Here is a 22,643-nt window from a genome sequence, read left to right on the forward strand (position 1 = left end):
CCACTTAATTAAGCAAATTGGTGTAAGGTCATAATGAAATTACAGTACATTAGGTTGCTCTAATATTAGACATTGCTAATATTTGTGTCTATACTTTGTGCAAATTTATTATTAGGGAGTCAGCATGGATCTTCAGCAAATGGCACAAAATGCCGAACAGGCGGAGTCGTTACTCAAATTAATGGCAAATAAAAACCGCTTGATGATTTTGTGTTCACTGCAAAAACAGGAGTTAAGTGTTAGTCAGCTTAATGAGACGGTGCCGCTTACGCAGTCTGCTTTATCTCAGCACTTAGCTAGTTTGCGAAAAGCTGAAATTGTATCAACTCGCCGTGACGGTGCCACCATCTATTATCAGGTATCTGATCCTAAAGTGGCGGTAATGCTAGAAAGCCTGTATCAGCTTTTTTGTGCCAACTGATGATTCGGAGCACGGGTTATGCAAAAGCTAGATAGCGCGATTAAGCAAAGCCTACAAGGATACCTGCCTACGCTTATTTTTTTGTGTTCTATTTTCCTTGGTCTATTTGCATTGCAGATGACATCAAGAGAAGAAGAGCCACAAATTGTTGTACCGATGCTAGATATTCATGTCGAAGTCCCTAATACTGCATCTCCGGAAGTCGCACGTTTGGTGACGACACCGCTGGAAAAACTACTATTACAAATTCCCGGTGTAGAACACGTATATTCCACAACGCAAACCGGAGTCGCGGTTGTCACATTAAGGTTTCATGTTGGAGAGGACAGAGAGCGGGCAATTTTAAATACCTACACAAAACTGAATGCCAATCAGCACACCATGCCCGGCATTGTTAAGCAGTGGCAGATCCGTCCGATTGAAGTGGATGATGTGCCAATTCTCATGTTGGGTTTGTATAGTACTAACCCTACTCTGTATGGTGACTATGAACTGACGCGTTTTGCACAAGAGCTATCCATCCAGTTGCAGACTATTGCTGATACCAGTGAAGTCACCGTAATTACTGGGCGCACAAGGGCATTACGTGTCGAGTTAGACTTGGCGGCATTGCCTGCACATCACACTACGCCAATGGATGTACTAAGAGCAATCCAAGCAAGTAACCAAGTTGAGCGGGTTGGGCAAGTAAGTGCAGGAAAGCATACCTATACCTTTGAATCTGGCGATGTGCTCCGCGGCAAATCTGCGCTTGAAAATCTTACCGTTAACGTGATTAATGGCCGTGGGATTGTCTTAAAAGATGTGGCAGCGGTGCGCGACGGGCCAAATGAGCCTGAAAGCTATCAGTGGCTTGCAAGCAGTACCCTCGGTATGAACGCACCACTTGTTACTATTGGTGTTGCAAAACAAAAAGGCAGTAATGCTGTGACTGTTGCTGAGCAAAGCCTGGAACTTATCAATCAGTTACAGAAGCAGCTGTTACCTGCTGAAGTGAGCGTCAGAGTACTGCGTAATTATGGCAAAACAGCCAATGATAAAGTGAATAACCTAACTTCAAGCTTGGCCTTTTCAGTGTTTACTGTGGTGGTATTTGTTGGCATCTTCCTTGGCTGGCGTTCAGCGATTGTTGTGGGGTTAGCGGTGCCTATCTGCTATGGCATCACTCTCGGGCTAGACTTGGCGTTTGGCTATACCATTAACCGTGTCACGTTGTTTGCGTTAATTCTTTCTTTGGGCTTGTTAGTCGACGACCCAATCACTGGGATTGATAATATAAATCGGTTTATTCACCGTGGGGCTGGACAAGATAAAGATAAGTATATTGTTGCTGCCATGGTAGAAATCAAATCGCCACTAGTGATGTCTACTTTGACCATTATTATGGCATTTATTCCACTTGCATTTATTACTGGCATGATGGGACCTTATATGGCACCGATGGCATTTAATGTGCCGATAAGCGTAATGGCGTCAACTTTGGTAGCCTTTTTAGTGACCCCGTGGTTATCTAAGAAGTTACTACAAGCCAAATCAATACCACAAACGGTTGCCCCGCAAGCCTCTTTATATGGCAAAGTGATGTTGCCATTGCTAAAGCACCCCACTAGAGCCAAATGGGTACTTTGGATTGTACTTGGGCTGTTTATTGCGAGTATCAGCTTACCGATATTTCGAGTTGTGCCGCTCAAGCTGCTGCCACTTGACAATAAAAGTGAAATTCAAGTGTTAATTGATATGCCTGAAGGCACCAGCCTTGAACAAACGGCTTTGATGGCTAAAAAAATTCAGGGAGTTGTCTGGTCTGAAGTGGAAGTAACGGACATTGCAGCGTTTGTTGGTAAACCATCAAGCATGGACTTTAATGGCATGGTGCGCGGCTACTATCGCAGATATGGTACCCACCTTGCTGAACTGCGTGTACTTTTGGTAGATAAAGAAGCGCGGGCGCACCAATCTCATGCTGTGGTAATGCGGCTGCGGGATAAACTACAGCAGTTTAATCAGGGGTTAACTCAAGTGAAAGTTGTTGAGGTGCCACCTGGGCCACCTGTTTTGAGCACGCTTGTTGCCGAAGTATATGCCCAGCCATTTGTGTCTCGTGCCACCCATGAGGCGGCTGCTCAACAAGTCGCCAAAAGGCTAAAGCAAGAACCTCATGTGGTAGAGGTGGACACATCTATGGCAACACCCACCGTATTTAAACGTTTTGTTGTAGATAAGCAAAAAGCAGCACTGTCTGGCATTGCCACAGCGGATGTGAATCAGTCTTTGGCCATAGCCAGCGGCACAATACAAGCAGGGTTTCTTTATACCGAATATGAAGCCGCAACGGTGCCCATTGAGCTGGGGGTTAACTACAGTCAACGTAATCAATGGCAAAACTTATTGGCTATGCAGGTTCGTGGCCGCCAAGACTTAGCTAAAAGCGCACAAGAATACGAATACGGCTTAGCGCAAGCTGCACGGCCACTGGTTGCAATCGCGGAACTGGGCGAGCTAACCTCTGTAGATACTGCTCCTGTAATAATGCGTAAAGATCTTCGAGAAGTAATTTATGTGTTTGCTGAGCTCAACGGCCGCACACCTGCAGAAGTTATTGCTGATGTCGTTGCGGACGAAAACCAGCAGCTGCCTCAAAGCCAATGGTCATCACGTAACTTTTTACAAAGTGGCGGTGGTATCAGTTGGTCGATGCCTGAAGGCACTAGTTATACCTTTAAAGGAGAAGGGGAGTGGCGGATTACCATTGATGTGTTTAGGGATATGGGCATTGCGTTTGTATTTGCACTTACAGCAATATTTATGATTTTACGTATACAAACCGTATCCAGTCGCTTGTCATTGATTATTATGTCTGCCATTCCGCTTACCATGATAGGGATCATGCCTGGCTTTTGGTTGCTCAATCAGTTTGGAGAGCGTGTGATTGCTGATGCTCCAGAGCCTGTGCTATTCACTGCAACCGCCATGATTGGCATGATTGCCTTGGCTGGTATTGTAGTTCGAAACTCTCTTATCTTAGTGGAGTTTATTAATCAATCTCGTTCGGCAGGTATGACACTCATTGATGCCTTAATTACAGCTGGCACAGTTAGGATGCGACCTGTGTTACTCACCGCAGGGACGACCTTATTAGGTAATTTAGTGATTATTTTAGACCCCGTATTCAGTGGGCTAGCACTTGCAATTATTTTCGGCATCATTGCTTCAACATTATTTTCGCTGTTGGTTGTGCCAATTGTGTATTACTTAGTATTCAAAGATGTACCAGCAGCAGCTCAATCCCTCACGGGTTCATCAGCTCAGGAGTCATCACATGTCTCGTAATCAAATTATTGTTCCTGTCATTGCTATTGCTGCCTTGCTGCTTATGGTGGTGTGGCTTGCTGGTGGTTTTCAGGAAAAGCTAGCCCCAGGGGAAAAAGTGCAGCAACCGCAGTATCAAGGTAAGCGCTATACGGTACAAGCATCTTCGGTTGCAATAATAGAGCAAGTGCCAGCCAGTGTGGTTGCAAAAGAAAATACGCTAGTATCGAGCCGCCTATTGGCCGAGTTAAAAACGCTCAGTGTCAGGGCTGGTGATAAGGTGGTTGCGGGGCAGTTAATTGCGACATTAGATGATGCAGAGCTTAAAGCGGAATTACAGCGTGTAGCGGCGCAGCAAGCGGCTAACTCGGCAAAGCTTGTGCAAGCCAAAAAGCAATTAGCACGAAGCAAATCTCTAAATGAAAAAGGGTTGATTGCGATTAATCAAGTCGATGAATGGCAAGCCAGTGTCGATGAGCTGCAAGCACAGGGCCGAGCATTACAAGAGGCCCTTCGCAGTGCGCAAGTCGCGCTAGGGTATACACAGATAATTGCACCTATCTCCGGTAAAGTGGTTGAGCGTTTACAGGAGCCAGGTAGTACGGTGAGCCCTGGCAGTACTATTGTTTCTTTGTTTAATCCACTGCAATTGCAAATCGAAGCGTCCATTCGAGAAGCGCAAGTTAAACACATTCAGCTAGGCAGCGAAATTAAAGTACGTATTCCTGCATTAGAGGTGACGCAAATGGCAAGGGTGTCGGAAATGGTTCCAGTTGCCGACAGTCAAGCGCGCAGTTTTGTCATTAAACTTGATATGCCACTGATGCGTAGCGTTGTGCCGGGTATGTATGCCGTAGTGGAGTTAGTACTTGGTGAACGCTCTGCTATTCAAATTCCCACTAAGATGATCAGTAAACATGGTCAGTTGGCGATGGTAGAGGTGGTTGAAAATGGCCAGCGATATAAACGTTATATACGTTTAGGTGAAGAGCGCAGCAACAAGACGATTGTGATCACAGGGCTCAATGAGGGCGATCAACTAGCCGTATATTAACAGCTAGTTGGATATCGTTTAGATGAAAGTGGCTATTTCTTCAAGTGACTTTTTAACTGTAGCATGTTCAGGGACAGTGGCTTCATCACTCGGATAGCCTGCAATAAGTAACATGTAGGGGCGCTCATTATCTTTGTCCCTACCACATAACTCTGTTAAAAAGCTCATTGGTTTTGGCGTATGTGTCAGTGTTGCCAATCCTGCATTATGAAGCGCTTGGATCAGAAACCCAGTGGCAATACCTACTGACTCGTGCACGTAATAATTGGTATTTTTATCTTCAGCGTGGATCCCGCCTTTTTTCTGGCTAAAAATCGCAATTAACCAAGGTGCATGCTCAAGGTAGGGTTTTTGTGCATCGGTCCCTAGCGGCTTTAGCGCATCTAGCCATTCATCATCAGCACGGCCTTGATAAAAAGAGCGCTCTAACTCTTCTGCAGCGGCTCGGATCTGTTGTTTTTTTTCTTTGCTGCCAATTGCTACAAAGTGCCATGGCTGGTGGTTTGCACCGCTTGGTGCCGTACCTGCTGCTCTTATACAGGTTTCAATAATTTCTTGAGGTACTGAGCGGTCGCTAAAAGCGCGGATACTATGACGTCTTTTACTGTGTTCCAAGAAGGCCTCAGCACGACTTAGCATCTCATCATGAGGGTATTCGATAAAATCCGTCAGTGGGTAGTTGGCATGATCTTGCATGTTAGTTTTCCTTGGGATTTGTAAAATAAGGGTGTGACCTAGTGTTTCAGTGTTTACTTTTATTTGCAATTGATATGTTTGTGTTAATTGTTACTAACGTAGGTGAATGTTATAAAAAGGGCAATAATAAAAATCCATAAAGGAAATAAAAATGCTTGAAATATCAGGACTCTCTAAACCTATGACAATGGTGTTCATGCCTTGCGAGGTGTAGAACTCTCGATCCCAAAAGGTATGTTTGGTTTACTTTGCCCTAATAGCGCTGGTAGGTGATCGCGACACACTATTTACCGGACAAATACTGCCCTGCGTATTCTCACCATGAGCCCTAAAGGATTTGAAGCAGTGTCTGCTGATTTTATGATGATTTTGTCAGCACTTAATCATTTATTTTGGTCAAAAGACGCAGGGAGAATATTAAAGAGCCGACTAAGATAACTAGGCAGCAACCTTGGTGCCATAGATAAAACAGCGATGGCATGTGGTGTTTAATGAAGAAAAAATTCCGTTTGACCAACAAATAGGTATCGCTTTGTTTTTCGCAGATCTAGATATAATTCAAAGAGGTAATGCGTTATTGTATTTACAAAAGCATAGGATTGTATCCGGTGCAAATACAATTGAGCTAACAGTAAAGGACTTACCGAAGTTTGCTGGGATTGACCCGTTTGTAAAGCTGGTTGATAAAAAAGCGGCTGATAATATCAAGTCGCTGTAGCTATTAATACTGTCGAAAAGGCTTCTTCGGAAGCCTTTTTATTGGCTAGCAATACCGTGATTTACTCCTTCAAATTGAGCAAGTATTAAGACTAATTGGTATAACACACAGAGAGAGTTAGTATGTACCAGCATAAGCGCGATAATTTAGTACCATGGGATTTACCTGTGGGTAAAGTAGTTTGTATTGGCAGAAATTATGTTGAACATGCCAAAGAGTTAGATAATCCAATCCCCGATAACCCATTATTATTTATAAAACCAGCTACTAGCTTGGTCACATTTGATAGCGATTTATGCTTAAACGCTGCGCTTGGTGAGCATCATTATGAAGCAGAGCTCGCACTGTTGATTGGTACGCAAATTGATGCAAATACAGCAGAGCCACTAAAGCACATTGCTGGAGTGGGACTTGCGCTTGATTTAACTTTGCGAGACCTACAAAGTGAATTAAAAGCACAAGGGCACCCTTGGGAGCGAGCAAAAGCCTATGATAATAGCTGTCCAATCACGCCATTTATTCCTTGCGATGAAAGCACCTTTGCTGAGGGCGTAGAGTATCGCTTTTGGCAAAATGATGAGCTAAAACAGCATGGCGACTCTAGCTTAATGATTTTTCCGATCATCGAGTTGATGAATGAAATCACGCGTTACTTTACGTTGCAACCAGGAGATATTGTGCTCACTGGCACCCCCAAAGGTGTGGGTAGTCTAGCATCAGGTGATAAGTTGAAACTACAACTTGAACAATACCCGGCTTGGCATGGTAACGTCACCGTAAAGTAAGTAACAGCAAGCACTTTGTTGTTGATAAAGTAGGTATGTAGAGGGCGTTTTAATTGCATGCCTACTTCTTGGCTTTTTTGCATGACAAAAAGTCGTTACCATGGAGGTATCAAACCAACCAAGGAATCATCATGAAAATCAAACCTCTGGGCACGCCCTTTTCCGCAACAGCTTGCAAAGTATTACTCTGCGGTGGTGGCGAGTTAGGGAAGGAAGTCGTCATCGAATTTAAGCGCTTAGGTGCTGAAGTGATTGTATTAGACCGCTACGACAATGCGCCTGCGATGCAAGTAGCAGATCGCAGCTATACCTTGTCTATGTTGGATGGTGAAAAGCTCAAAGCGATTATTGAACAAGAGCAACCTGATTATATCGTGCCAGAAATTGAAGCCATTGCGACGGATAAGCTGGTGGAATTAGAGGCTGAGGGTTACACGGTGGTGCCAACCGCCAAAGCGACTCAGCTGACCATGAATCGCGAAGGGATCCGCCGTCTTGCTGCTGAAACGCTTGGGCTTGCCACTTCACCCTATCAATTTGTTGATACCTTGGCAGACTTTAATGCCGCTGTCGCACGCATTGGCATGCCATGTGTAGTTAAGCCTATCATGAGCTCGTCAGGTAAAGGGCAAAGCGTGATTAGAAACGCCGAAGATGTGGAAGCCGCTTGGCACTACGCACAAGAGGGTGGGCGTGCAGGTCAGGGCAGAGTGATTGTGGAAGGTTTTATTGATTTTGACTATGAAATTACACTGCTAACTGTACGCCATATCGATGGCACGAGTTTTTGTGAACCAATTGGACATGTGCAACAAGACGGTGATTACCAGCAAAGTTGGCAGCCGCAGCAGATGTCTGAGTTGGCACTAGAGCGCAGTAAAGCCATGGCTGAAAAAGTCACGGAAGCACTTGGTGGTCGGGGTCTGTTTGGCGTTGAACTCTTTATTAAGGGTGATGAAGTGTACTTCAGCGAAGTGTCACCTAGGCCACATGATACCGGCATGGTTACGCTTATCTCGCAAGACTTAAGTGAGTTTGCACTGCATGCTCGCGCGATTTTAGGCTTGCCTATCCCCACCATTCACTTCCATGGAGCATCGGCATCTAGCGTGATCCTTGTCGAAGGTCAGTCAACACAATTACAGTTCAACAATCTTGCACAAGCGCTTGCAGAGCCACTAACGGATATTCGTTTGTTTGGTAAACCAGAGGTGAGTGGCAAGCGCAGAATGGGTGTGGCGTTAGCACGCTCAGACTCGGCTGACAGTGCTGTCGAGAAAGCCATGCAAGTGGTTGCAAAAGTAGGAATTACGTTATGAACTCAAACACCCGCGTACTTGACCCATTAGTATTGGGGTTTTGGCGGCTTTTAGACTGGCAAATTACGCCGCAAGAAAATTTACGCTTTTTAAAGCAAGCGATTGAGCTTGGAATACGTGATACAGATCATGCTGATATTTACGGTGAGTATCAGTGTGAGACGGAGTTTGGTAAAGCCTTAGCGCTTGAGCCTAGCATTCGAGAGCACATTCGGATCATCACCAAATGTGGCATTAAGCCCGCATTTCCGAGCTTGGGATTAGCGGGAAAGGCAAACCATTATGATTCAAGCAAGGCGCATATCATTGCCCAAGCGCAGCAGTCACTAAAGCACTTCGGCACGGATAGGTTAGATGTGCTGTTGATCCATCGCCCTGATTATCTAATGGATGCCGATGAAGTTGCTGATGCGTTTAATACCCTTAAACAAAACGGCGATGTACTTCATTTTGGGGTCTCGAACTTTACACCCAGCCAGCTTGCCTTATTGCAATCGAGGCTCGATTTCGCTTTAGTGACCAACCAAATTGAGTTTTCACCTTTTGAGATGAAAGCGCTTGACGATGGCACCCTTGATCAGTGCCAGCAACTAGGCATGAACCCTATGCTGTGGTCGCCGCTAGCGGGAGGCAGAATATTCTCTAGCAAAGACGAAAAAGCCAAACGACTCCGTGCGGTGTTACAGCAAGTGGGTGAAGAGATCGGTAGCACTGAAATTGATCAAGTGGTATACGCATGGCTAGCCATGCACCCATCGAAACCTGCCACTGTGCTTGGAACAGGAAATATCACCCGAGTTGCCAGCGCGTTTACTTCACAGTCACTTAGCATGAGTCGCGAGCAGTGGTATCGCATTTGGACGGCGTCTACTGGGCATAGCGTACCATAAAGCAGCATGTGTTTGGATTGGAGCTAATTTACGCGACAACCTTGTAAATTCAGCCACAAAAAAGGGCCTTTCGGCCCTACGTGTTGCAGCAAGTAAAAAATAAGGTGGTGCGGCTGTCACAAGACCGCCCACCTTTGGTCATCACAGGTTAAAATCTAATCCATAACTTACGTAAGCTTTAATATCATCGCTACTGTCTAAGTCGGTTTTTACTAATCCAAAGGTAAAGCCTTGCGTAGATAAACTCACGCCGTAATCCATATAAGCGTCTTCTTCACCTGTCCACTCAAGCACGGTGTCTCCGCTGGAGCGACCAATATGTAAAGTTAATTCACTGTCTTTAAAAATGGGGAAGCTGGCCGACACTTCGGCATACAGCATGTCTTCTTCTGTGGTTGAATCGCTTTGTGCTGTGGCTAGGTGGCTGAGTTTAAAAGTAAAGTATTGCCAGCCAAGTGCGGCGTAAATCTCGCCAAAATCAATATCTCCACTGGCATCGGGGTAGGCGTAGTGGATATAACCGAAATCAAAACTCATGCCTTTGATTTCACCAGCGTAACCGGCGTACAGATCCATCTCATAACTGGCAGCGTCGCCAAAGTCGATGTTAGAAATCCAAGTACCAGCATAAAACCCAGACTCACTGCTATAATCTAAGCCGCCAGACACCGCTGCGCCATCATCGCTTTGAGTGATCCCACGCCAGTAATAATTTGAGCTGGCCGCAATATTTGCTGTTACTTCCGCTTGAGCTGAAACACAAAAGCACGCAGTTAATCCGCCGAGTAGCATAAGTAAAGGTTTGTTTGTCATTCTGTTTTCCCCATTGAGCGCAGAGTTTTTATTTAATTGTTGTCATTACACTTTTTGTAAAGAGTGGCTGCAAAGGGAAGGCCAACATCTGAAAGTAACGGAGATTTAATTCTATATTATTAAAAATATTGGAATTTTATTTCATGGTCTCTGATCATAAAAGCATTGACTGCATAAATACTGCACGGGGCTGGTGCAAAAAGTCGCTGCTTGCACATTAATAATGCAAGCAGCGTATTGAGGGGAGAGTTATTGAAGTGCTGGCAGGTTAGCCAAAGATGGTACGCATAAGGCTGATGGTTTCATCGACACTACGACCTTTTTCTACTTCAGCGACTATCGAGTCACGTTTGGCGCGAATATGCTCTGGAATAGACTCATCTGCAAGGGCGCGGTCGACCAGTACCTCTGCTGACTCTTTACCACGGCGTACGGTCTTTTTGCCACCACTGCTTCCGGTGCGTTTAGGCTTATGCAGTAGCTTAAAGTAGTTGGAGTTAGTTGCTGTGTCTTTGTCTGCGTGATAAAACAGACAAGGTAATAGGGCTTTAATCTCAGCTAATTGGGTTTCAAATTTATCAGCTGGTGCAGCCATGGTGTACCACGGCATCGTTTTAATGGTGCTGACTATATCTGTCCAATAACGCTCAAAATCGCGATTGTTTAGCTTCGCAATACCAAGCGCTTGGCACAAAGCGTCAAGTTTACTGGGCGTTATTGGTGTGAACACATCTGGGCGACGCATTGCTAATAGGCGAGTGGCTGGTGCAAGCGTTGGCTTTTCCTCGCTGCCAGAAAAGGCACTTAAATACCCCACCATAAATGATTGATAGTGCTCAAGCGTTACGTCACCTTCAGCAGGAATAGCAGCTAATGCGTCATCAAAAGCACCCGGAAGGTCGTCTAATAATTGGTGAAAGCCTTTTGCACTTTTGGTGGAAGCAAACCACTCGACGTCAAATTGATACACGCTAGTGTCTAAACTTGCAGCATGTTTACCACTAAAGGCAAGGCGATCTTCTTTAATCATGTCCTTCAGTGGTGTGCTACGCATTGGCTTTAGGTATTCGATTAATTTTAGTTGTTCATCTAGTGCAACTATCTCTTTATGGTCAGCAATAAATGCAGTCACCATAGGCCAAGGTGCTATGCGTAAAGTTTTTAGCTGTAAAAAGCTAATTGCTGAGATAAGTAAATCTTGTAGCTTTTTAACGATAGGAAGTTGATGGTCATCCAAGAGATCAAAGTTGATACGGTTTTTTGCCACATCAAGTAGTTCATAGCACCAACCAAGAAAATCTTCAGGGTGATTTTCCACTTTAACCGCCATCAGATTGAGGCTGATCTCTGTGGCCTGTTTAAGGATATTTTGATAAATCTGACTTTCCTGTTCGCCCAAGGCCATGTTTGACGGTGATATGAGCAGTTTCTTCATGTGGGTTAGATACTCCAAGTTTGATTAATAAGCTAACCAGTAAAATATAGCGAATGACGATAAAAACTGGCAAGGGCGAGGATCATACCGATTAGTGATGAGGTTGCAATCGCTCAGTACAAATTATTTGCCTTTATTCATGGTATATTCGATAACAAGGGTTATCATAAAAATAATCAAGATTTATGAAGGAAAGGCAATGAATCGGCTAGCTAAAATCGTAGGTGTCATAATAGCGCTTATTATTATTCTTGTTATCGCAGCTCCGTTTTTAATCCCCAAACAAGCCGTTATCAGCCAGATAACATCACAGATAGAGTCAGTGACAGGTAGAAAGCTGTCGATTGATGGCGACTCTGACATTGGTATTTTCCCGACTCTACATATCGAGCTAAACCAAGTGCGATTTGCCAACATGGCAACGGGCAGTCGCCCAGATATGTTCGCCATGGAGCAACTTGTCGTGCATATTCCATGGTTAAGTGCGTTGTCTGGTGAAGCTAAGCTTGAGCGCTTTGTGATCAGTAATCCAAATATTATTCTCGAAACTGACAAACAAGGTAACGCGAACTGGCGGTTGCTACCCGCCAGTGCAGAAAACACGCCAACGGCACAAACCAGCTCTAAAGGTAATATGCAGTTACCGGAGGGCTTAGATGTTAGCCTTGGCGAAGTGGCGATTTATGGTGGCTCGGTGACTTATCTTGATGGTGTGACAGGCGCTAAATATCAAGTAACTGATTTAGACATTGGCGTGATGCTATCGTCACTTTACCAACCACTAGAAGTCGACGGTAAGCTGACTTTTCAAGGTCAAATTTTTAACCTTGTTACTACACTCGACAATCCAGCAAAGGCGATCGAAGGTGCAACCTTTAATGTTGAACAACAAATAAAATCAGCGCTGTTCAACCTTGACTATAAAGGTGAAATTGCAGAGCAAGGTAAAACCATTCGCGGTCAGTTAGCCTTGTCTGGCGACTCGGTAAAAGCGCTAGCTGAGTGGCAGGGCGTTGACCTAAAAGCCAAAGAAAATGCGTTTAACAACTTTGGCCTAAACGCCATAATGAGGATGCAAGGGCAAGTTTTTACTCTTAACGCCTTAGAAGCGACCGTGGACGAATTGGTAATAAAAGGTCAAAGTAAAGTCACCCTCTCTGGTAAGCCTGATATTACCGCGAGTGTTGACCTTGGCATGTTAGATCTTAACCCTTATTTGCCAGAGCCTGTAGAAAAACCACAAACGAAACCTGAGCCTGAGGGGGCACCAGCACAGCCAATAGTGTGGGATGACTCTGTAATTGATTTATCAGCGCTTAATAGTCTTAATGCGAATGTGAAGATCACCTCAACAGGGCTACGTGCGAGAGAAATTAAGCTTGGCGAAAACCAAATCAGCTTAGTACTTAACTCAGGTAAAGCGACACTCGGCTTAGATAAGTTCCAAGCCTATGAAGGTCAGGGTAAAGGCAAGGTTGAGGTAAACGCGGCAACAAAACCTTATGCCATCAATACTGACTTTACATTAACGGCGATTAACGCTGAGCCACTACTGACCGATGCTATCGGCTTTGACAAAATATTGGGTAAAGGAAGTCTTAATTGGGCGTTAAGCACGCAAGGTGTCAGTCAAAAGCAATTTGTGAATGCTCTTGATGGTAAATTAGGTTTTGAGTTCAAAGATGGTGGGGTGAAAGGCGCAAACCTTGCTGAGATGATCCGTAAGGGCAAAGAGATGCTCAAAGGCGATTTCTCTTCGGTATCGCAAGGACTCAATGCCAATTTCGACCCAGATCAAAAAACCGACTTCTCAGCCATGACTGGCACCTTTTTCTTTACCAAAGGTGTAGGTCAAAATGATGACTTCTCGTTGGCAAGTCCTTTACTACGGGTGACAGGTAAGGGTACCGTTGATTTACCACAAACTTTGGTCGATTACCGTGTGGTGACTGGAATTGTTGATACCATTGAAGGGCAAGCGAGTACTGATGATAGTACCGGTTTTAAAATTCCGGTGCGGATCAAAGGTCCATTCCACAAAGTGGATACTAGCCTAGATTTAAAAGAAGCGGCTAAAGATAAAGCCAAAGACAAGGTAAAGGACAAGATAAAGGATAAGCTTAAAGGGTTGTTCGGCGGCTAACTGATAACATCCCAGGTGAGTAAGTTGCGTGAAGTCAATGAAGCAGCTTGCAAAGGTTGTCAGTGGCGGCCTTTGCGTTATATTCGACATAGCCATAACAAGAAGAACTAAAAGTTAAAATGGAAACTCAGCTACAACACACATTTGATAAGTATGGATTTATAAAAGTAGAGGCTGCATTTGAAGCACAGTTATTCAAGTCATTACAAGCCATCACTACATCCCTGTTACAAGATGCTCAGAACTTTGCCAAAGAAGACAAGTGTCTAGAGCATATCTCAGCGTCACGCCATCAAGGGAGATTGGTGGTGTCACGTATAAATGACCTATTTAAATTTCAATCGGCTTACGCTGAGCTGCTCGCACACCCGAGTGTGATAGGACTGGCTGAAAAGATAATTGGCGAACCTGTAGCACCAGTTTATGAGTCTTTACTAATTAAAGACCCCGCGGATCCTTATCAGATAGGGTGGCATAGAGACATGAACGCGGGAGCTGACGAGCGGATCATTACCATGGGGATTTATTTGGATGATGCGCAGGCTCAGCAAGGGGCATTGCAGGTATTACCTGGCTCCCACCTTGCAAAAGAGAGTGTCCTTGAGCTGAAGGAAAAGCTTGAGAAGCAACAACTAACACCAGTTGATGTGCCAGTTAAAGCAGGCGATATTTTGATTCATCATGTCAACACTTTGCATTGTTCTGGTATTCAGCACACTAAAAGTATGCGTAGAACACTGTATTTTGAATTTAGAGCGATATCCCACCTGCAGCAAAATAGTAATTATTCAACACAGTGGCTTGATAAGCGCTTAGCGTTACTCGCTAAATTGCAAAAAGGAGAGAGGGAGAGCGCAGGCCACAACTTGGTGGAGCCAGATTTTTACAGTACATTTTATCAGATTGAGCCAGCTGATTATGGTTTTAACTTTGGTTGATGATTGTCGTCGAAATGCGTTTAAATCTGTCTGCTGTAACCGGTTGTAATAGCATTAATGTTATTCATGTGCTTAGATAAGTGGGAATAGCTCTACAAACAAACGAAGGACAAAATAATGAGTACACCCCAATATGAATTCGTAGTGACCCCAAAAGTCGAGGGTAACTGGATATTTTCAGGTGATGATAAGCCAGTTAAAATTCAATTAGCTAAGGGGAAAAGCGCCACTCTAAAGTATAAGCTTGTTACTGATGAAGATGACTGGAGCTTTGCGGAAAATGGTACTTTCTTTACCGAAGCGCAAGACAATTTCAATTATAACCTTACAAGCAAATTAAAGGGTAAGCATACGGTTGAAGTTACAATTGAAGCATTGAACGTTGCGAATACACTAAGTGAAAGTGATATCAAAGCGCTATCAGCTAATCCTGATGCGAAGGTTGTCACACTAGTAGAAAATAACAATTCTCGTATTGAGTTCAGACTTGTTGCTCAAAAGGATTCTGGAAATGGTGTCGTACGTTATTTCTCACAAGATCCAACGATTGTTATCGAAGATACAGAGCCAAACTAAAACTCTAATTCAGAGCGCTACAGCGCTCTGAATAATTGTGTTTTTCTAGCAATTTATGAAACTCATCAATACCACACAGTGGATCAAACCACTTCAAGTTAAAAAACTGTACTGCCCAGCCTGAATCCAAACTTGCTTCTATTTGAATTATCGCCGAGCTTTCATCCCCAATTAAGGTCATGATTAGGGCGCTTACAAAAGGTAGTTCATATAACTCGGGTGCTTCTGACTTTACGAGTTGGAGTAATTTGAGTGCTTCAATGCTATACCCTAAATGTGCAAGAGCTTGCGCTTTTATTAATTTATCAATTGGTTTACTCGGGGTATCTAAAAGCGCTATTACCTTCATGTAGGCTCGATCTGCATCGTTGTTAGCCAGCGCTAAGGCATCAGCATAGTTGAGGACAATATCAGCTCTTTGTTCATTTATCCTATATGCCTGAGTTGCATAATCCAAGGATAAGTCTTGCTCTTTGATTAAACTTAAGGCTGTGCTCAAGTTTGTTAAATAGTTTGCGTTATTACTATCAGATTTCACAAGTGTCTGATAGAGCTCTATTGCTCTACTCAGGTTACCCGTAATTAATGAAATATCAGCTGTGATCTTGATGAGTTGATGATCTTTTTGAGTGATTGATAATGCTTTATCTGCGAAATGAAGCGCTTCGGCAAAGCTTCCTGATATCGCATGTATTTTCACTAAGTTTCTCAGCACAATCAAAGTAGGTTTGAGCTGATATGCTTTGATGAATGAAGCTTTCGCTTGCTCATATTTTCCTAATTTCTGATAAATACTCCCTTTTAGATTTAGCAACTCGTATGAGTTACTATTGTCTCCTTGGTAGCTGCTCAACAGTGTCTCAATATCATCCTTCTTATTTAGTAACAGAAGTAGCGAGGTTCTATTTGCTAGGTAGTCCAAAGTTTCTTTATATTCGTGAGGGCTTGAATCTAAGACTTCTTTTAATTCATTGATAATCTTAATATCTAGAGTTCGATTGTATAATCGGAGGCTACCTTTGGTATAAGTAGTGTAAAGAGAATAGTGTTTAGGGTATGTCCGAATAAACACCCTAAGTTGACTAATTAATTTGATGTCGACTGTGTTTTCTTGGTGCAATTGCTCTATCAAGGCTGAGTATGCCTTATTAAAATTGTCGTCTATCAATCGCTCTGAAGTATCAGTGATATTGAGCGCTTTAGATAACGTTTGTGAGACAGAAATAAACGTTGCAGAAATTTGCGTGTTGATGACGGTAATCCGTTCTGAAAACTCAACGACTTTTCCTGACTTCCCTAGCAACTCAAGTTGGATAGTACAGCTATAATTATTACACTCGCCTGTCGGAATGAATAACTTGTCTATTTGTAAAGACTGAGAGATATCAGAAGGTTTCGCGGTTCTACCTAAAGATGCAAGCGTTTGTTTTACTTCTTTCTTTGAAACTGGCTCATAGTTTTTACTGGCAATCAGAAACTGATAGATGGCGTCTTCAACGGTTTGTTTTACTATCTGTTTGTGTGAATTTGGTATATCACTTTGTCCAATAAACTCTACCGGTAGCGCTGCAATATAAACTTTGGGTTTGGTTTCTTGCCAATACCAGTATCCACCAACGACTAAGCACATTAAAAAGGTGAAAAGTGCTGTAACACTTAGCCGCTTTTTACGTGTTTTGGCTATCTCTTTAGCTCTATCTCGTAGTGCTATTTCTTCGAGGGATAATGTTGCCTCGCTGTTGTCGTAGCTAAAGGTGTGTAAAATTTGCTTGAGCTGTTGGCTCACTTCATTGGCACTACTCGGGCGAGCGCTTTTCTCATATTGCAGTAAGCGGTCAATCAGCTGTGCCAGCGCAGGGGGAATATCTAAAATACGTTTAGCGCTAGTTTTTAAAGGTTGGAATTTAATCTGTTCAGCAATAGACTTATCACTGCCATCGTCAGCTTGTTCACAATAAGGGTGGTGTCCAGCCAGTAATTGATACGCAATAAGTCCGAGCGAGAATAGATCACTACGGCTGTCTAGCATTTCATTACGAAGTTGCTCTGGTGACATTGCGGTGAGGCTGCCGTAGCTGGTGTGGGGGCGAGAAGTTTGGCTATCTTCTAATTGTGAAATACCGAAGTCGGCGATCTTGGCTACACCCTGATCATTGACCAGAATATTACCCAGTTTTAAGTCCAAATGAAGAATATTTTGGCTATGTGCTGACGCGAGACCGTCGGCAATATGGCTAAGCAGCTCGACTTTTTGCTCGGTAGTTAAAACATGAGTTTTTGTATAATGCTGTAAAGTCGCGCCTTGTACATACTCCATTTCTAAAGCCATGTGGCCATTGCTCTCAAAAACGTCGTATATTTGTACTATATTAGGGTGGTTAAAACGCGCTAATAGGCGAGCCTCGTTGAACTCGTCTGCTTGTGTATGCTGAGAGAGCGACAATACCTTGACCGCTACACGGCGGCCGAGCTTTTTGTCAGTAGCAAGGTACACTTTGCTCATACCGCCTTCAGCGAGCAAAATCACGTCCTGATAGTATTCTTCTAACTTCAACACAGCACAGTCTTTCTTATTGGTTATTAAAGGTAGTGTATCGCTAAAATCGCCAAATTAGTACTACTTGCGGCGACCTAAATAGTAAATAAATAAGTTGAGAATTTAACACTTTGCTAGGGAGTGCAACTTTTATAGAGTAATAAAACACCAAGCTTTTAAGGATAAAGATATGGCAAATCTATACACTCTTTCCCTCACTCGCTGTTGTTGGGGGGTGATGGCTATATGTACATTACTTTATAGTACGCTGAGTAAAGCTGCAGATAGTGATGTGACTTTTACGTACCCAAAGGGCGCTCGCAATGCCATTAGTCTGACCTTTGATGATGCAAGAACGAGCCAAGTCACGGTCGCGATACCATTACTAAACCGCTATAAGGTTAAAGGGACATTTTACGTCATGCCATCAAAAATAGCGGAAAATCTGTCGTTGTGGCAAGGGGCTGTTAAGCAGGGTCATGAAATAGGTAATCATACCAACGAACATTTGTGCACTGGGAACTTTGCGTGGCTGAGAGAGAAGAATCAAGGACTGGAGCAAGTTGATCTGGCATATATTGAACGCGATATTACTTATACAACCGAATACATAGAAAAGCACTTAGGCGTAACCCCGCGAAGCTTTGCTTATCCTTGCGGTAATACCTTTGTCGGGCGTGGTGAAAATGTAAAAAGCTATGTGCCAATAATAGCAAGGCACTTCGATAGTGGCCGCACCTGGCTTGATGAAAGCGCCAATCATCCTACCTATACAGACTTTGCTCAATTGACTGGGATTAGAATGGACGGCCTTAGCTTTTCAACTATTAAAAACTATTTAGAGCAATTAAGAGCGAACAATAGTTGGATTATTTTAGCTGGGCATGAAGTGGGAGAAGGGGGGATGTATACCGTCGATTCAGAAATGTTAGAAGCGCTCATCCCTTATCTACAGGATCCGAAAAACGGCTATTGGCTTGACACTGTAAGTAATGTGGGTGACTACATCAAAGCTAAAAGAGCGCAGTAGAGTATGGCTACCCATACTCCATTCTACTTCGCAATCATTCTGTTTAAAACCAGTGAACTATCTTATTCAAAGCTTATGTGTTTCTGTTCAAGTTACGGCGAGGTATTCTCAGCAAGAGTGGATCAGGCGAAAATCCACGTATGAGTTTTGTTTGAAAATTATGCAAGTGGTTGAATTCTCGAATACTCGTCACCACATACTGAAATTACAATCAGTACGTCACGTTAAAGCATTAAATTAATTAAAAATTGAACTATCTTTGATTGGACTTTGCTGGTACAATTGCCCGCCCTTGAAAGACATAATCACAGTTTTTTGAGCGGAATTTAACCTAAATGCCTTGATTTTGAACAAAATCTCGGCGAGTTGTAACTACACCGGAGGTCATTAAGATGATCCAAATGCAAACTCAGCTGGACGTTGCTGATAACAGCGGCGCTCGCAAAGTGCAGTGTATAAAAGTCCTTGGTGGTTCGCACCGTCGCTACGCAGCGGTTGGCGACATCATTAAAGTTTCTGTTAAAGAAGCTATTCCTCGCGGCAAAGTGAAGAAAGGTGATGTTAAAAACGCAGTAGTTGTGCGTACTAAAAAAGGCGTACGTCGTCCAGACGGCTCTTTGATCCGTTTCGATAGCAATGCGGCTGTTATCTTAAATGATAACTTACAGCCTATTGGTACTCGTATCTTCGGCCCTGTGACTCGTGAACTTCGTACTGAAAAGTTCATGAAGATCGTTTCACTAGCACCAGAAGTACTATAAGGAGTCGATCATGGCAGCAAAAATCCGTCGTGATGACGAAGTAATCGTACTAGCCGGTAAAGACAAAGGTAAGCGCGGTAAAGTGCTTTCAGTTGTTACTGAAACTGGCCGAGTATTTGTTGAAGGCGTTAATATCATCAAGAAGCACCAGAAGCCTGTACCACAACTACAGCAAGCTGGCGGTATTGTTGAGAAAGAAGCGTCAGTCGACGTATCAAACGTAGCGATTTTCAATGCCGAAACTGGCAAAGCGGATCGTGTAGGTTTTAGATTTGAAGACGGTAAAAAAGTCCGTTTCTTCAAGTCTACCGGTAAAACTATTTAATAGTTGGAGTAGACGATGGCGAAACTGCATGAAGTGTACAAAGACAAAGTGGTAAAAGAGCTTCAAGAGAAGTTCGGTTACAGCTCTGTCATGCAAGTCCCTCAGATCGAAAAGATCACACTAAACATGGGTGTGGGCGAAGCCCTAGCTGACAAGAAAATTCTAGAAAATGCAGTAGCAGATCTAGAATCAATCTCTGGTCAGAAGCCTCTAGTGACTAAAGCACGCAAATCAGTTGCTGGCTTTAAGATCCGTGAAGGTTACCCAATTGGCTGTAAAGTAACCCTACGCGGCGAGCGTATGTGGGATTTCCTAGAGCGTTTAGTCTCTATCGCGATGCCACGTATTCGTGACTTCCGCGGTGTTAGCGCAAAGTCTTTTGACGGTCGCGGTAACTACTCTATGGGCGTACGTGAACAAATCATCTTCCCAGAAATTGATTATGATAAAGTAGACCGTGTACGCGGTATGGATATCACAATCACTACTTCTGCGAAAACCGATGACGAAGGCCGTGCGTTGTTAGAAGCGTTCAACTTCCCATTCAAAAAGTAAGGGTAGGGTTATGGCAAAGAATTCAATGAAAGCGCGTGACGTAAAACGTGCTAAATTAGTTGCTCAGTATGCTGAAAAGCGTGCTGCGTTAAAAGCTATCATCAGCGATGTTAACGCATCTGATGATGAGCGTTGGGATGCAGTGTTAAAGCTACAGTCTTTACCACGCGATTCTAGCCCTTCACGTCAACGTAATCGTTGTAACATCACGGGCCGCCCTCATGGTTACCTTCGCAAGTTCGGCTTAAGCCGTATTAAAGTTCGCGAAGCAGCGATGCGCGGTGAAATTCCTGGCCTTAAAAAGGCTAGCTGGTAATAGAATCACGGGAGTAAGACATGAGCTTGCAAGATCCAATTGCGGATTTGTTCACACGTATCCGTAACGGTCAGTCTGCGAAGAAGGTATCTGTTTCAATGCCAACTTCAAAGCTGAAAGTAGCTGTAGCTAAGGTACTTAAAGACGAAGGTTATATCACTGACTTCGCAGTATCTGGTGACGTAAAAGCAGAATTGACTATCGAACTTAAGTACTTCGAAGGCAAAGCTGTAATCGAAAACATCCAGCGTGTTAGCCGCCCTGGTCTACGTATCTATAAGAAACGTGACGAATTACCAAAGGTAATGGGTGGTCTAGGTATCGCTATCGTATCAACTTCTAAAGGCCTGATGACAGACCGCGCTGCGCGTAACGCTGGTGTTGGTGGTGAAATCATTGGCTTTGTAGCTTAATCGGAGGGGAACTATGTCTCGTATAGCGAAGGCTCCTATTACTGTTCCTGCCGGTGTTGAAGTTACAGTTAACGGCCAGGACATCAAAGTTAAAGGCAAAAACGGTGAATTAACTCGCACAATCAACGATGCGGTTGAAGTTTCACTAAACGACAACGTTATCACTACAGCTCCACGTGAAGTTGCTAATGCTTGGGCTCAAGCTGGTACTGCACGTGCGCTAATCAACAACATGATTGTTGGTGTTAACGATGGTTATGAGAAGAAACTACAGCTAGTAGGTGTTGGTTACCGTGCGGCAGTTAAGGGTAAAGTATTAGACTTAACTCTTGGCTTCTCTCACCCAGTGAACTTCGAGATTCCAGCGGGTATCACTATCGAAGCTCCAAGCCAAACTGAAATTGTTGTTAAAGGCGCAGACAAGCAGTTAGTTGGTCAAACAGCTGCTAACATCCGCTCATACCGTGAACCAGAGCCTTATAAAGGTAAAGGTGTACGTTATGCTGATGAGCACGTGCGTCGTAAAGAGGCTAAGAAGAAGTAAGGTAAGACGATGGATAAGAAAACAGCTCGTCTACGTCGTGCTAAGCGCACTCGTAGAAATATTATCGAACAAGGCACAACACGTCTTGTTATCCACCGCACGCCACGTCACATTTACGCTCAAGTAATCAATGCTGAGGGTAATGTACTGGCTGCTGCTTCTACTGTTGAAAAAGCAATTGTTGAAACAGTTAAAGGCACAGGCAACATCGAAGCGGCTCAAGCAGTTGGTAAAGCAATCGCTGAGCGCGTAGCTGACAAAGGCGTTGAAAAAATCGCTTTTGATCGCAGTGGCTTTAAATATCACGGCCGTGTGAAGGCGCTAGCTGATGCTGCGCGCGAAGCCGGTCTGCAATTCTAGGAGTAGACAATGGCTAACGTAGAAGCAAAGCAAGCACAGCCAGAGTTGGCTGAAAAGCTAATCGCGGTAAACCGTGTGTCTAAAGTGGTTAAAGGTGGTCGTATCTTTAGCTTCACTGCACTAACTGTTGTTGGTGATGGCGCTGGTAAAGTAGGTTTTGGTTATGGTAAAGCACGTGAAGTTCCTGCTGCTATTCAAAAAGCAATGGAAAAAGCACGTCGCAACATGATCACTGTTGAACTAAACGGTAACACGCTACAGCACCCAATCAAGGGTCGCCACGCGGGTTCTAAAGTTTACATGCAGCCTGCATCTGAAGGTACAGGTATTATCGCAGGTGGTGCGATGCGTGCAGTACTAGAAGTAACTGGCGTACAGAACGTACTATCTAAAGCATACGGTTCAACTAACCCGATCAACATCGTTCGCGCAACTATTGCAGCTCTTGAGAATATGAATTCTCCAGAAGGTATTGCTGCGAAGCGTGGTCTTAGCGTTGACGAAATCTTGGGGTAAGACACCATGGCAAACACAGTAAAAGTAACTCAAGTACGTAGCTCAATCGGTCGTTTACCGAAGCATAAAGCTACATTACGTGGCCTTGGTTTACGTCGTATCAACCACACTGTTGAGCTAGAAGATACGCCAGCAGTTCGCGGTATGATCAACCAAGTTTCTTACATGGTTAAGGTTGAGGGGTAATTCG

Annotated in this window: 24 protein-coding genes and 1 pseudogene; 21 read left to right on the forward strand and 4 right to left on the reverse strand. The window is 43.9% G+C overall.

Annotation, left to right across the window (positions count from 1 at the left end; genetic code table 11):
• Positions 1-124 precede the first annotated feature (124 nt).
• Genes D9603_RS14320 through D9603_RS14330 form a run of 3 tightly spaced genes read left to right on the forward strand, consistent with a single transcriptional unit; the run spans position 125 to position 4,784 of the window.
• The gene (locus tag D9603_RS14320; protein WP_128731831.1) at positions 125-421 is read left to right on the forward strand and encodes a metalloregulator ArsR/SmtB family transcription factor; all 297 of its coding nucleotides are present in this window, start codon (positions 125-127) and stop codon (positions 419-421) included.
• Positions 422-439: 18 nt separating this feature from the next.
• Positions 440-3,751, forward strand: a complete 3,312-nt coding sequence (locus D9603_RS14325; protein WP_128731832.1) for an efflux RND transporter permease subunit — start codon at positions 440-442, stop codon at positions 3,749-3,751.
• Complete coding sequence (locus D9603_RS14330; protein ID WP_128731833.1) at positions 3,741-4,784, forward strand: efflux RND transporter periplasmic adaptor subunit; 1,044 nt, start codon at positions 3,741-3,743, stop codon at positions 4,782-4,784. Before D9603_RS14325 ends, D9603_RS14330 begins: the two co-directional genes overlap by 11 nt.
• Before the next feature lie 18 nt (positions 4,785-4,802).
• On the opposite strand, the gene D9603_RS14335 is transcribed toward D9603_RS14330, so the two are convergent.
• On the reverse strand, positions 4,803-5,480 hold the full coding sequence (locus D9603_RS14335; protein ID WP_128731834.1) for a nitroreductase family protein: 678 nt from the start codon (positions 5,478-5,480) through the stop codon (positions 4,803-4,805).
• Between the two features lie 151 nt (positions 5,481-5,631).
• Between D9603_RS14335 and D9603_RS21965 the strand changes: the two are divergent.
• From D9603_RS21965 to D9603_RS14360, 5 genes and pseudogenes are all read left to right on the forward strand, one after another.
• Positions 5,632-5,747, forward strand: a pseudogene (locus D9603_RS21965) (ABC transporter ATP-binding protein); the annotation flags it as partial.
• 217 nt (positions 5,748-5,964) lie between these two features.
• Positions 5,965-6,198 carry a hypothetical protein gene (locus tag D9603_RS14345; protein ID WP_128731835.1) on the forward strand — a complete coding sequence of 78 codons (234 nt, stop codon included), beginning with the start codon at positions 5,965-5,967 and terminating at the stop codon, positions 6,196-6,198.
• 122 nt (positions 6,199-6,320) lie between these two features.
• Positions 6,321-6,983: a fumarylacetoacetate hydrolase family protein gene (locus tag D9603_RS14350; RefSeq protein ID WP_128731836.1), complete on the forward strand. Its 663-nt coding sequence runs from the start codon at positions 6,321-6,323 to the stop codon at positions 6,981-6,983.
• Positions 6,984-7,114: 131 nt separating this feature from the next.
• Positions 7,115-8,302 carry a formate-dependent phosphoribosylglycinamide formyltransferase gene (gene purT / locus D9603_RS14355; RefSeq protein WP_128731837.1) on the forward strand — a complete coding sequence of 396 codons (1,188 nt, stop codon included), beginning with the start codon at positions 7,115-7,117 and terminating at the stop codon, positions 8,300-8,302.
• Positions 8,299-9,192 carry an aldo/keto reductase gene (locus D9603_RS14360; RefSeq protein WP_128731838.1) on the forward strand — a complete coding sequence of 298 codons (894 nt, stop codon included), beginning with the start codon at positions 8,299-8,301 and terminating at the stop codon, positions 9,190-9,192. The genes purT and D9603_RS14360 overlap by 4 nt, the downstream gene beginning before the upstream one ends.
• Positions 9,193-9,333: 141 nt before the next feature.
• Here the strand turns inward: D9603_RS14360 and D9603_RS14365 are convergent, their stop codons facing one another.
• Positions 9,334-10,005, reverse strand: a complete 672-nt coding sequence (locus tag D9603_RS14365; protein ID WP_128731839.1) for a TorF family putative porin — start codon at positions 10,003-10,005, stop codon at positions 9,334-9,336.
• Positions 10,006-10,273: 268 nt separating this feature from the next.
• Complete coding sequence (locus tag D9603_RS14370) at positions 10,274-11,440, reverse strand: hypothetical protein (protein WP_170178650.1); 1,167 nt, start codon at positions 11,438-11,440, stop codon at positions 10,274-10,276.
• A 199-nt stretch (positions 11,441-11,639) separates the two neighbouring features.
• On the opposite strand from D9603_RS14370, the gene D9603_RS14375 reads away from it, so the two are divergent.
• The 3 genes from D9603_RS14375 to D9603_RS14385 all read left to right on the forward strand — a co-directional run bounded on the left by D9603_RS14375 (position 11,640) and on the right by D9603_RS14385 (position 15,097).
• The gene (locus D9603_RS14375) at positions 11,640-13,583 is read left to right on the forward strand and encodes an AsmA family protein (RefSeq protein WP_128731840.1); all 1,944 of its coding nucleotides are present in this window, start codon (positions 11,640-11,642) and stop codon (positions 13,581-13,583) included.
• Between the two features lie 119 nt (positions 13,584-13,702).
• Positions 13,703-14,521: a phytanoyl-CoA dioxygenase family protein gene (locus tag D9603_RS14380; RefSeq protein WP_128731841.1), complete on the forward strand. Its 819-nt coding sequence runs from the start codon at positions 13,703-13,705 to the stop codon at positions 14,519-14,521.
• 117 nt (positions 14,522-14,638) lie between these two features.
• Positions 14,639-15,097 carry a hypothetical protein gene (locus D9603_RS14385; RefSeq protein ID WP_128731842.1) on the forward strand — a complete coding sequence of 153 codons (459 nt, stop codon included), beginning with the start codon at positions 14,639-14,641 and terminating at the stop codon, positions 15,095-15,097.
• Positions 15,098-15,101: 4 nt separating this feature from the next.
• Here D9603_RS14385 and D9603_RS14390 read toward each other — a convergent pair whose 3' ends face one another.
• A complete protein-coding gene (locus D9603_RS14390; protein ID WP_128731843.1) occupies positions 15,102-17,654 on the reverse strand; it encodes a serine/threonine-protein kinase in 2,553 nt (850 codons plus the stop codon).
• A gap of 169 nt (positions 17,655-17,823) precedes the next feature.
• On the opposite strand from D9603_RS14390, the gene D9603_RS14395 reads away from it, so the two are divergent.
• The 10 genes from D9603_RS14395 (at position 17,824) to rpmD (ending at position 22,639) form a co-directional block, all read left to right on the forward strand.
• On the forward strand, positions 17,824-18,663 hold the full coding sequence (locus tag D9603_RS14395) for a polysaccharide deacetylase family protein (protein WP_128731844.1): 840 nt from the start codon (positions 17,824-17,826) through the stop codon (positions 18,661-18,663).
• Positions 18,664-19,055: 392 nt separating this feature from the next.
• Entirely contained in the window at positions 19,056-19,424 is a 369-nt protein-coding gene (rplN, locus tag D9603_RS14400) for a 50S ribosomal protein L14 (RefSeq protein ID WP_010378257.1), read from the forward strand.
• Between the two features lie 10 nt (positions 19,425-19,434).
• The gene (gene rplX / locus D9603_RS14405; protein ID WP_023401269.1) at positions 19,435-19,749 is read left to right on the forward strand and encodes a 50S ribosomal protein L24; all 315 of its coding nucleotides are present in this window, start codon (positions 19,435-19,437) and stop codon (positions 19,747-19,749) included.
• Between the two features lie 15 nt (positions 19,750-19,764).
• On the forward strand, positions 19,765-20,304 hold the full coding sequence (gene rplE / locus D9603_RS14410; RefSeq protein WP_010378262.1) for a 50S ribosomal protein L5: 540 nt from the start codon (positions 19,765-19,767) through the stop codon (positions 20,302-20,304).
• Positions 20,305-20,314: 10 nt separating this feature from the next.
• A complete protein-coding gene (rpsN, locus tag D9603_RS14415; protein ID WP_095728862.1) occupies positions 20,315-20,620 on the forward strand; it encodes a 30S ribosomal protein S14 in 306 nt (101 codons plus the stop codon).
• 20 nt (positions 20,621-20,640) lie between these two features.
• Positions 20,641-21,033: a 30S ribosomal protein S8 gene (gene rpsH, locus D9603_RS14420; RefSeq protein WP_125250661.1), complete on the forward strand. Its 393-nt coding sequence runs from the start codon at positions 20,641-20,643 to the stop codon at positions 21,031-21,033.
• A gap of 13 nt (positions 21,034-21,046) precedes the next feature.
• A complete protein-coding gene (rplF, locus tag D9603_RS14425; RefSeq protein ID WP_125250660.1) occupies positions 21,047-21,577 on the forward strand; it encodes a 50S ribosomal protein L6 in 531 nt (176 codons plus the stop codon).
• A gap of 9 nt (positions 21,578-21,586) precedes the next feature.
• Complete coding sequence (gene rplR, locus D9603_RS14430) at positions 21,587-21,937, forward strand: 50S ribosomal protein L18 (RefSeq protein WP_010378271.1); 351 nt, start codon at positions 21,587-21,589, stop codon at positions 21,935-21,937.
• 9 nt (positions 21,938-21,946) lie between these two features.
• Entirely contained in the window at positions 21,947-22,453 is a 507-nt protein-coding gene (gene rpsE, locus D9603_RS14435) for a 30S ribosomal protein S5 (RefSeq protein WP_125250659.1), read from the forward strand.
• Between the two features lie 6 nt (positions 22,454-22,459).
• Positions 22,460-22,639 (forward strand): 50S ribosomal protein L30, encoded by a 180-nt coding sequence (rpmD, locus tag D9603_RS14440; RefSeq protein WP_010378276.1) that lies wholly within the window; start codon positions 22,460-22,462, stop codon positions 22,637-22,639.
• Positions 22,640-22,643: the final 4 nt, after the last annotated feature.

It is taken from the genome of Pseudoalteromonas sp. PS5, from assembly GCF_004103255.1.
Taxonomy (GTDB): Bacteria; Pseudomonadota; Gammaproteobacteria; order Enterobacterales; family Alteromonadaceae; genus Pseudoalteromonas; species Pseudoalteromonas peptidolytica.